This window comes from Nonomuraea longispora (assembly GCF_004348345.1).
Taxonomy (GTDB): Bacteria; Actinomycetota; Actinomycetes; order Streptosporangiales; family Streptosporangiaceae; genus Nonomuraea; species Nonomuraea longispora.
The window spans coordinates 1-9,098 of record NZ_SMJZ01000280.1; the positions used below are offsets into that span (position 1 = coordinate 1).

8 protein-coding genes are annotated in these 9,098 nt (G+C 72.3%); 3 read left to right on the forward strand and 5 right to left on the reverse strand.

The window, feature by feature from the left end:
• Positions 1 to 49: 49 nt before the first annotated feature.
• The 3 genes from E1267_RS40495 to E1267_RS40505 all read right to left on the reverse strand — a co-directional run bounded on the left by E1267_RS40495 (position 50) and on the right by E1267_RS40505 (position 4,756).
• Complete coding sequence (locus E1267_RS40495; protein WP_132341096.1) at positions 50 to 1,729, reverse strand: ABC transporter substrate-binding protein; 1,680 nt, start codon at positions 1,727 to 1,729, stop codon at positions 50 to 52.
• 15 nt (positions 1,730 to 1,744) lie between these two features.
• On the reverse strand, positions 1,745 to 3,649 hold the full coding sequence (locus E1267_RS40500) for a glycoside hydrolase family 127 protein (protein ID WP_132341098.1): 1,905 nt from the start codon (positions 3,647 to 3,649) through the stop codon (positions 1,745 to 1,747).
• A 366-nt stretch (positions 3,650 to 4,015) separates the two neighbouring features.
• Positions 4,016 to 4,756, reverse strand: a complete 741-nt coding sequence (locus tag E1267_RS40505; RefSeq protein WP_132341100.1) for a GntR family transcriptional regulator — start codon at positions 4,754 to 4,756, stop codon at positions 4,016 to 4,018.
• 120 nt (positions 4,757 to 4,876) lie between these two features.
• On the opposite strand from E1267_RS40505, the gene E1267_RS40510 reads away from it, so the two are divergent.
• A complete protein-coding gene (locus E1267_RS40510; RefSeq protein WP_132341102.1) occupies positions 4,877 to 5,668 on the forward strand; it encodes an inositol monophosphatase family protein in 792 nt (263 codons plus the stop codon).
• Here the strand turns inward: E1267_RS40510 and E1267_RS40515 are convergent.
• Positions 5,612 to 6,325 carry an HAD family hydrolase gene (locus E1267_RS40515; RefSeq protein WP_132341104.1) on the reverse strand — a complete coding sequence of 238 codons (714 nt, stop codon included), beginning with the start codon at positions 6,323 to 6,325 and terminating at the stop codon, positions 5,612 to 5,614. The two genes, E1267_RS40510 and E1267_RS40515, sit on opposite strands and share 57 nt — an antisense overlap.
• Positions 6,322 to 6,996, reverse strand: a complete 675-nt coding sequence (locus E1267_RS40520) for a GntR family transcriptional regulator (protein ID WP_236666880.1) — start codon at positions 6,994 to 6,996, stop codon at positions 6,322 to 6,324. Before E1267_RS40520 ends, E1267_RS40515 begins: the two co-directional genes overlap by 4 nt.
• Positions 6,997 to 7,064: 68 nt before the next feature.
• On the opposite strand from E1267_RS40520, the gene E1267_RS40525 reads away from it, so the two are divergent.
• Positions 7,065 to 8,252, forward strand: coding sequence for a CaiB/BaiF CoA transferase family protein (locus E1267_RS40525; protein ID WP_132341106.1), 1,188 nt, complete (start codon positions 7,065 to 7,067; stop codon positions 8,250 to 8,252).
• Positions 8,249 to 9,088 carry an HpcH/HpaI aldolase/citrate lyase family protein gene (locus E1267_RS40530; RefSeq protein ID WP_132341108.1) on the forward strand — a complete coding sequence of 280 codons (840 nt, stop codon included), beginning with the start codon at positions 8,249 to 8,251 and terminating at the stop codon, positions 9,086 to 9,088. Before E1267_RS40525 ends, E1267_RS40530 begins: the two co-directional genes overlap by 4 nt.
• Positions 9,089 to 9,098 lie beyond the last annotated feature (10 nt).

The following is a 9,098-nucleotide window of genomic DNA, read 5'->3' on the forward strand; positions in this document are numbered from 1 at the left end:
GGGCGGCGGGCGGGCCCGCCACCTGCTGTGAGTGAGCTGCGACGGTCATCTACGTGGTCGGCTTGGCCAGGCCGACGGAGACGAGGTCGATCCCGCCGGAGTAGGCGTCGGACAGGTAGGCGCCCGCGATGTTCGAGCCCGTGACCAGGACGACCTTCTCGTAGGCGAGCGGCACCATCGGCGCGCGCTTCATGATCTCCTTGTCCAGCTCGCCGTAGGCCGCGTTGGCCGCCTCGACGTTCTGCATGGCGGCGATCTCGTCGATCCGCTCGTTGATCTCCTTGTCGTCGATCTGCGCCAGGTTCGCGTTGCCCTTGGCGGTGATGGCGCGGCCGTCGAACAGCGGCGGCAGGAACGTCGCGCCGGACGCCCAGTCGGGGCACCAGCCGGTGATCGCGGCGTCGTGCTGCTGCGCCGGAGTTCCGATCACCTCGTAGAACGTCGACGTGTCGATGTTGTTGATCTTGACGTCGATCTTCACCTGCTTGAGTGCCTCCTGGATCGCCACCGCGACCGCCTGCATCTTCGGCACCGGACGGGTGTCGAGCGTGAGCGAGAACCCGCCGGCCTTGCCCGCCTCGGCCAGCAGCGCCCTGGCCTTGTCCACGTCGTACGGGTACGGGTCGTACTCCACGCGGCCCGCGATGGTCGGCGGCTGGATCGCGGTGCCCTTGAGCGCCAGGCTGGAGCCGCCCAGCGCGGCCACCACGGTGTCCTTGTCGACCGCGTGGTTGATGGCCTGCCGCACCCGCACGTCGCCGAGGTGCTTCTTGGTGGTGTTGAGGCTCATGTACGTCGTGCAGCCGCCCAGGCCGCTGAGCGTGCGCGCCTTGAACTGCGGCGCCTGCACCCGGGCCACGGTCGCCGCCTGGATCGACGGGCCGGCGATGGCGTCGGCGTCGGCGCCCTGACCGGCCAGCATGCGCTCGTCGATCGTGGCCGCGTCGAGGCCGAACGTCCACGGGAAGGCGTCCGGCTTGGCCGCCCGCACGTCGTCGGTCCCGCGTTTCCAGTGCGGGTTGCGTACCAGCTTGAGCGAGGCGTTGCGCTGGTAGCTCGCCACCTTGTACGGCCCGCTCGCGATCGGCTTGCTGTCGAACGCGGCCCCCGCGCCGGTGCCCTTGGGGAAGGGCACGAAGACGGGCTGTGCCAGCGCGCTCGGAAAGTCGGGGAAGGGCTTACGCAGGTGGATGACCACGGTCCTGTCGTCGGGCGTCTCGATGGTGTCGAGGTCGCCCGACAGGTAGGGGCCCTGGTAGTCCTTCGGCGCGTCGAGCAGCATCCTGCCGTACGGCGAGCCGATCCCGGCCTCCGGGTCGAACGCCCGCGAGAAGCCGAACTTCACCGCCTCGCTGTCGATCGGCGTGCCGTCCTCGAAGAACAGGTCGTCCTTGAGGGTGAACGTCCACGTCTTGGCGTCGTCGGACGGCGTTCCCGTGTCGGTGGCGAGATCGGGCACGATCTTCGTGCCCTCGGCCCCCGGGCCCGCGCCGAACGTCGTCAGCCCTCGGTAGATGAGCCGGTAGAAGTTGTTCACGCCGCCGTCGAAGCCGCGCGCGGGGTCCAGGTGTGAGAAGTCCGCGTTGGCCAGGACGTGCACGGTTCCGCCCGTCGCGGGCTTCGAGGCCCCGGCGCCCGCGCTCTGCGAGGGGCCCCCGCCGCCTCCGCACGCGGTGAGCGCCAGCAGGACGGTCAGGGTGACGCTCGTGAGCGCCGCCGATCTCCTCATGTCGCCTTCTTTCCGTCAGATCTCGTGGGCCGGGGACCTGACCCAGACCCGCATGGCTTGGGGGCCGCGGTTGCCCCACAGGAAGTAGGGGACGAAGGTCGCGGTGACGTCCGGCTGCGCTTCCGGCTGCGCTTCCGGCAACTCGGGGTAGAGCTCGGCCGAGGGCGGGGGAGCGGATCCGGCCGTCACGTGGAGCACGACGGCTCCGTCCCGCCGCTCGATGTTCGCGTTAACAACGTCGGGAACGCGCAGCACCAGGTCGTCGACGGGCACCGGGCTGTCCTGCTGCTCGACGCAGTAGACGAGCGGCCCGCGGGCCAGGCTGACCGCGCCCCTGGTGGCGTCGAGGTAGGGATGCGAGCCGTGCGCCCTGACCGGCATGGGCAGGCGCAGCCGTACCTCGTCGCCCGCCGCCCACGCGCGCCGCAGGGTGAGCCAGCCGTCTCGCCGCGCGGCGTCCAGCGGCTCGCCGTTGACGGCGACGGTCACGTCCCTGGCCCAGCCGGGAACCCGCAGCACCAGCTCGTACGGCTCGCCCGGGGCCCGCTGGACCGTGAGGCGCACGTCGCCGTCCCACGGGTAGCCGGTCTCCATGGCCAGGTCCAGCTCCGAGCCCTCGATCCTGGCCGGGGTGTAGACGGCGACCAAGACGGCGCCGTCCGGCTCGGCCGCCACGTAGTCGGCGAGCTGCGCCATCCACCGCACGATGTTGGGCGGGCAGCAGGGGCAGCCGAACCAGGCCCGCCGCAGCGGCTCGCCGCCGGGCTCCGCGCCGCTGCGCTGCTCGTGGTCGGGGCGGCGCTGGAGCGGGTTGTCGTAGAAGAAGGCCGTGCCCTCCGCCGACAACCCCACGGCGTAGGCGTTGTAGAGCACGCGCTCGAAGACGTCGACGTACTCCGCGCCGCCTGTGGCGAGGAACATCCGCCAGGCCCACTGCATGACGGCGACGGCCGCGCAGGTCTCACTGTAGGCCCGTTCCGAGGGCAGCTCGTAGCGGTCGCCGATCGCCTCGTCGGAGTGCCGGCTGCCCAGCCCGCCCGTGATGTAGAGCTTGCTCCCCACCATGTCGTCCCACAGCCGCTCCAGCGCCTCGGCCAGCGACGGGTCGCCCGTCTCCAGGAGCACGTCGGCCGCGCCGGCCGCCAGATAGCCCATGCGCACCGCGTGCCCGGTCACCGACGGCAGCTCGCGGAAGGGCACGTGGTCCTGGAAGTAGTCGCCGGGGAAGATGCTGTGCCTGAGCGCGCCCGTGCCGCGGCGGTCGACGAACCGGGCCGCCTGGGTCAGATAGCGGCGCTCGCCCGTCTCCCTGTACAGCTCGACCAGGGCCATCTCGACCTCGGGATGCCCGCAGACGCCCGTCTCGCCGAACCGGGAGACCACCAGGTCGGCGAAGCGCGTCGCCACCCGCAGCAGCCGGTCGTCGCCCATCCTGCGGTGCGCGGCGACGGCGGCCTGGATCAGGTGGCCCAGGTTGTACAGCTCGTGCCCCCAGGCCAGGTCCTCCCACGGCTTCTTGGGCGCCGCCGGGTCCTGGAAGAAGGAGTTGAGGTAGCCGTCGGGGGCCTGGACACGCTCCAGGAGGCCGACGACCTCCTCGTAGAACGGCCGGACCGGCTCCGCGGCACGGCCGTCGCCGAGGTCGTACGCGAGCCCTTCGAGGGTCTTGTACAGGTCGGTGTCGAGGAAGGGGTAGCGGCCGCGGTAGGGGGCGGGGTCCGGGTCCTGGAGGCGGCTCAGGTTGGCGACGTTGCCGGCCGCCCTGAGCTGCTCGATGGTGTGCGGGATCGTGGCCGTGCTGTTCCGGCGCCGCCAGTCGTGGAGCAGACCGCCGGTCATGCGCACCGCGGGGACGGGCCGTACCGCTCCCGCCGCCGTGCGTACGGCGCCGGCCGGGGGTTTGACCTGCTTAGACGTCATGAACCATCCCAGTAATGTGTGGCATTGCACTGACCTTAAGTGCCGGAAAGGCCTGTTGCCAAGGGCTGCGGGAGCACTGATGACAAGAAGATGACCCGTCCGGAAATTTCCGGACGGGTCGGGTGTGCGGCGCCCGCGGTGGCCGCCGGGCCCCGCGACAGCCGTGTCTCAGCAGGTCCTGAGCCCGTCGAAACGTTGCGGCCACTCCCACGTGAACGTGCTGTAACGGCTGCCCGGCTCCATGTACGTGCAGACGCCGTCCGGCCCCGGCGCACGCCCGTCTGATCTTCGTCAGGATCGCCTCGCCCGCCGACGCCGGGCGTCTGTCCCGCTCGCTCGGGCGCGATCGCTGACGGGGTCGCGTCCTCAGCGCTCGATGAGCGTGACCTCCAGCGAGTAGTGCGAGGCCCGGTAGACGTGCGAGCCGTGCTCGACGGCCCTGCCCTGGTCGTCGTACGTCGTGCGGATCATGGTGAGCAGGGGTGCGCCGCGCCGCTCGTCCAGCAGCTTCGCCTCCGACTGGCCGGCGGCGCGCGCGCCGATGCGCTGGTTGGCCACCCGCATCCGCACGCCGGCGCCGCGCAGCAGCTCGTAGAGGCCGCGCTCCTCGAGGCCGGCGGCGGTGAGCGGGGCCAGCCCGAGCGGCAGCCAGTTGTGCAGCACGGCCAGCGGCTCGCCGGCCGCGAAGCGCAGGCGTTCGAGATAGAGGATCTCCGTGCCCGGCTCCACGCCCAGGATGCCGGCGATGTCCTCGTCGACCGGGCGCGGCTCCAGGGCGAGCACCTGCGTGGCCGGCTCCTGGCCGGCCCTGCGCAGGTCGTCGTAGAGGCTCGTCAGCTCCACCGAGCGCTTGACCTGCCCGTGCACCACCTGCGTGCCGACACCCCGCTTGCGGACGAGCAGGCCCTTGTCCACGAGATACTGGATCGCCTGGCGGATCGTGGGCCGCGACAGGCCGAGCTTGTCGGCCAGCAGGATCTCGTTGTCGAGCCGCGAGCCCGGTGCCAGGTCACCCCGCCGGATCGCCTCGGCGATCTGCTCGGCCACCTGGAAATAGAGTGGCACGGGGCTGGATCGGTCCAGGTCGATGGCGAGATCGCGGGTCATGCTGATCAGCTTAACCGAGGTCATAATGTCCTGACAAATAGGTCAGGGAAGGGCGTGCTGCCGCCCGGGATCGGGCATGACGGTTGCGATGACCTCGATCGACTGACGTTGGAGCTCCGCATGGACGTGACCCCTCTGCTGGACACCGCCACCGAGGCGGCCAGAGCCGTCGGCCCCAGGCTGCGCAAGGCCTTCAGGTCCCGGCCCGCCGTGACCACCAAACGCGACTTCCACGATCCCGTGACCGAGCATGACCGGGCGGCCGAGGAGACCATCCGCGCGGTCATCGGCGCCCGCTACCCCGGCAGCGTGATCGTGGGGGAGGAGGGCGGCACGACCGGCTCGGGCGACCTGGTCTGGTACGTCGACCCCATCGACGGCACCGCCAACTTCGCCGCCGGGCTGCCGTTCTTCTGCGTGTCCATCGCCGCCGCCGTCGGGGGCGAGCTGGTGGCGGGCGTCGTGTACGACCCGGTGCGCGAGGACGAGTTCACCGCCTCCGCCGACGGCGCCTGGTGTGACGGCACGCCCCTGCGCAGCGCCGGGGCCGGCGCCGACCGGGAGGCGACGTTGCTGACGAGCTACCCCTCACCCCACGACCTGGACGCCGAGGGCGAGGAGGCGCTGCGGCGCTACCGGCGTTTCCTGGAGTCCTTCGCCGCCGTGCGCAGGCCGGGCAGCGCGGCGCTGAACCTGGCGCACGTGGCCGCGGGATGGTCCGACGCCGCGTACGGCACCCGGGTCAGCCCGTGGGACGTGGCGGCGGGAGCGCTGCTCGTGCGCCGGGCCGGCGGCGTCTACCTGGGAGATCCCCTGGCCGCCGGCGACTACCTGGCCCACGTGGGCGGCTTCGCGCTAGAGGACTCCACGCTGGCCGAGGTCGCCGAAAAGCCCCGCCAGACCGGTCAGTGAGGTGATGCGAGGGAACCCGGCGGGCGGCGGCTCCACGCCGGACCGGTCGAGCCAGACCGACGGCATCCCGGCCGCCGCCGGCCCCGTCACGTCGTTCACCACGTCGTCGCCCACCAGCACGACCTCCTCCGGCGCCAGGCCGAGCGCCGACGCGGCCCCCGCGTACGACGCGGGCGACGGCTTGAAGTGCCCGCCCAGCACCTCGCCGGTCAGCACCGGGCCCACCAGCCCTCCGAGCCCGATCGCCCGGACCTTTTCCTCCTGCATCTGCTGGGCTCCGTTCGTGAGCACGCCGAGCGCGAACCCGCCCAGCTCCCTCACCGCCCCGGCCGCGTCGGGGAAGGCCGTCCACCCGCGCCGGTAGCGGGCGGCGAAGTCGGCGTAGGCGGCGTCGAGGTCGCCGGGTTCGGGCACGGCCAGCTCCTCGCAGAGCGCGCGCAGCCGCAGCCGCCGCTGCTCCTGCACCGAGCACTCGCCGCGCTGCCACATCGCCAGGTACGGCCCCTCCAGCTCCGCCCAGAGCGCGGCCACCTCGCCCAGCCGGGAGTGGCCGGGCGCGCGGGCGGACATCCAGGACACGATGGCGGCGTCGGCGGCACCCCGGTGGTCGAGCAGCGTGCCGTCAAGGTCGAACAGCACCCCCTTGACGCCTCTCATGCCAGGTCTCCCGTGAGCGGGCCGGAGGTCTCCTGGCGGTATTCGCCCGCGCGGTTGATGTGGTCGACCATGATGCGTTCCGCGGCCGCCCCGTCGCCCGCGGCCAGCGCGGTCAGGATGTCCTCGTGCGCCTCCATCTGGGCCTTGACCTGGGCCTCGTCCAGCCAGAGCGACGCCTCGGCGGGCACGGGGAAGCTGTTGCGTACCGATCGGGCGTGCGCGCCCAGGAAGGCGGGGCCGCCGATGTCGACGATGCGCAGGTGGAAGTGCCTGCTCTGCTCGCCGAGCAGCGCGTACCTGCCGTGCTCGGCGTCCGCGGCCATCGCGGCGTGCAGTTCGCGCAGCGAGGCCAGCTGTTCCGGGGTGATCCTGGCGGCCGCCAGCCGCGCCCCCAGGCCCTCGACCACCGCGCGCAGGCCGTAGTATTCCGCGAGCGCCTCGTCGCCCAGGTCGACCACGGTCGCGCCGTGGTGCGCCTCGTAGCTGATCAGCCGGTCCTTCTCCAGCCTGCGCAGGGCCTCGCGTACGGGCGTGACCGACACCCCCAGCCGTTTGGCCACCTCGCCGGCCCGCAACGCCGTGCCGCCGGGGATCCGCGCGCTGCGGATCTCGTCGAGGAGCACGCTGTAGACGTACTCGGCCTTGCTCATGGGAGGTCGTGGGGTCCGCATGCGTCAAGTGTCTCCCAGAAGAGGCTCATGTCTTGACCTATGACATATTTCTTATAAGTTACATTCCCATGACAAGCCTCGCTGACCTGCGGGTCATCGACGCGGCGACCTTGTTCGCCGGTCCCTCCGCCGCGATGATGCTGGGCGACTTCGGCGCCGACGTCGTCAAGATCGAGCATCCCCGCCGCGGCGACCCCTCACGCGGGCACGGCGCGTCCGTGGACGGCGTGGGGCTGTGGTGGAAGACGTTGTCGCGCAACAAGCGCAACGCGGCCGTCGACCTGTCGCGGGCCGAGGGACAGGAGATCCTGCGCCGCCTGGCCGAGCGGTCCGACGTGCTGATCGAGAACTTCCGCCCCGGCACGCTGGAACGCTGGAACCTCGCCCCTGACGACCTCCTGCGGGCCAACCCGCGGCTGGTCGTCGCGCGGATGACCGGCTTCGGGCAGTCCGGCCCGATGGCCTCGCGGCCGGGGTTCGGGACGCTGGCCGAGGCCATGAGCGGGTTCGCGGCCATGACCGGCCAGCCCGACGGCCCGCCCACGCTGCCGCCGCTGGCTCTCGCCGACGGCATCGCGGGCCTGGCCATGTCGTACGCCATCATGGTGGCGCTGCACGCCCGCGAGCGCACCGGCCGCGGGCAGGTCATCGACCTGGCCATCATCGAGCCCATCCTCGGCCTGCTGGGGCCGCAGATGAGCGCGTACAAGGCCCTCGGGACCGTGCCCGAGCGCACCGGCAACCGCTCCACCAGCAACGCCCCGCGCAACACCTACCGCACCCGCGACGGCCGCTGGCTGGCCATCTCCACCAGCGCACAGCCCATCGCCGAACGGGTCATGACCCTCGTCGGGCGGGCCGACCTGGTCGAGCAGCCGTGGTTCGCCAGCGGGCACGGGCGGGTGCAGCACGTCGACGAGCTGGACGAGGCGGTCGCCTCGTGGATCGCCGAGCGGGACGCCGACGAGGTCATCGCCCGCTTCGAGGAGGTGCAGGCCGCGGTCGCGCCCATCTACGACATCTCCGACGTCGCGAGAGACCCGCAGTACGGGGCCCTGAACACGTTCGTGGAGGTGCCGGACGAGGAACTCGGCTCGGTCACCATGCAGAACGTGTTGTTCCGCATGTCGGACACGCCCGGCGAGATCCGCTGGCCCGGCCGGCCCCTGGGCAGGGACACCGACGAGGTGCTCGCGGAGCTCGACTACCCGGACGAGCGGATCACGGCGCTGCGCGAGGCGGGGGTGATCGCGTGAACCCGCCCGTGACCTGGCTGTACGTTCCCGGCGACCGGCCCGAGCGGTTCGGCAAGGCGGTCGCGTCCGGGGCCGACGTGGTGATCCTCGACCTCGAGGACGCGGTCGCGCCCGCCCGCAAGGACGAGGCCCGCGCCAACGCCGTCGCCTACCTGCGCTCCCGCGCGGACGAGCCGTCCGGCCCGCAGGTGCACGTCCGGGTCAACGACCTCTCGGCCGGGCGCGGCCGGGCCGACCTGGAAGCGGTCGGCGAACTGGCCGACGGCGTACGGCTGCCCAAGGTCGAGTCTCCCGCCGTGCTCGACCTGATCGCCGGTGCGCCCGCGTACGCGCTGCTCGAATCGGCGGCGGGGATCGTCGCCGCCCGCGAGATCGCCGCCCACCCGCGCGTCGCCGGCGTCGCGCTCGGCGAGCAGGACCTGGCCGCCGAGCTGGCCGTCACCGACGAGCACGCCATGAACCACCTCAGGCTCCAGGTCGTGCTGGTCGCCGCCGCGGCCGGCCTGCCCCCGGTGCCCATGTCCGTTCACCCGCACGTCGAGGACGAGGCCGGCCTGCTGGCCTCCTGCCGGGCCGGCCGCGCGCTCGGCCTGTTCGGCAGGACCGCGATCCACCCCCGCCAGATCCCCGTGATCAGGCGGGCCTTCCGCCCGGACGACGACGAGGTGGCCAGGGCCGCCGAGATCGTCGAGGCCGCCGAACAGGCCGAACGGACGGACACCGGCGCGATCGCGCTGCCCGACGGCCGTTTCGTGGACGCGCCGATCGTCGCCAGGGCTCGCCGGACCGTGGCCCTGGCCCGCAGGCTCGCCGACCCGCCGTCCTCGGACGGCTGAACCCCGGGAC

What these genes read in the sequence shown, in the direction of transcription:
- E1267_RS40515 (WP_132341104.1), bottom strand. Translation starts at nt 6,325, where the DNA reads ATGAGAGGCGTCAAGGGGGTGCTGTTCGACCTTGACGGCACGCTGCTC.
- E1267_RS40510 (WP_132341102.1), top strand. Translation starts at nt 4,877, where the DNA reads ATGGACGTGACCCCTCTGCTGGACACCGCCACCGAGGCGGCCAGAGCC.
- E1267_RS40525 (WP_132341106.1), top strand. Translation starts at nt 7,065, where the DNA reads ATGACAAGCCTCGCTGACCTGCGGGTCATCGACGCGGCGACCTTGTTC.
- E1267_RS40505 (WP_132341100.1), bottom strand. Translation starts at nt 4,756, where the DNA reads ATGACCCGCGATCTCGCCATCGACCTGGACCGATCCAGCCCCGTGCCA.
- E1267_RS40495 (WP_132341096.1), bottom strand. Translation starts at nt 1,729, where the DNA reads ATGAGGAGATCGGCGGCGCTCACGAGCGTCACCCTGACCGTCCTGCTG.
- E1267_RS40520 (WP_236666880.1), bottom strand. Translation starts at nt 6,996, where the DNA reads ATGCGGACCCCACGACCTCCCATGAGCAAGGCCGAGTACGTCTACAGC.
- E1267_RS40500 (WP_132341098.1), bottom strand. Translation starts at nt 3,649, where the DNA reads ATGACGTCTAAGCAGGTCAAACCCCCGGCCGGCGCCGTACGCACGGCG.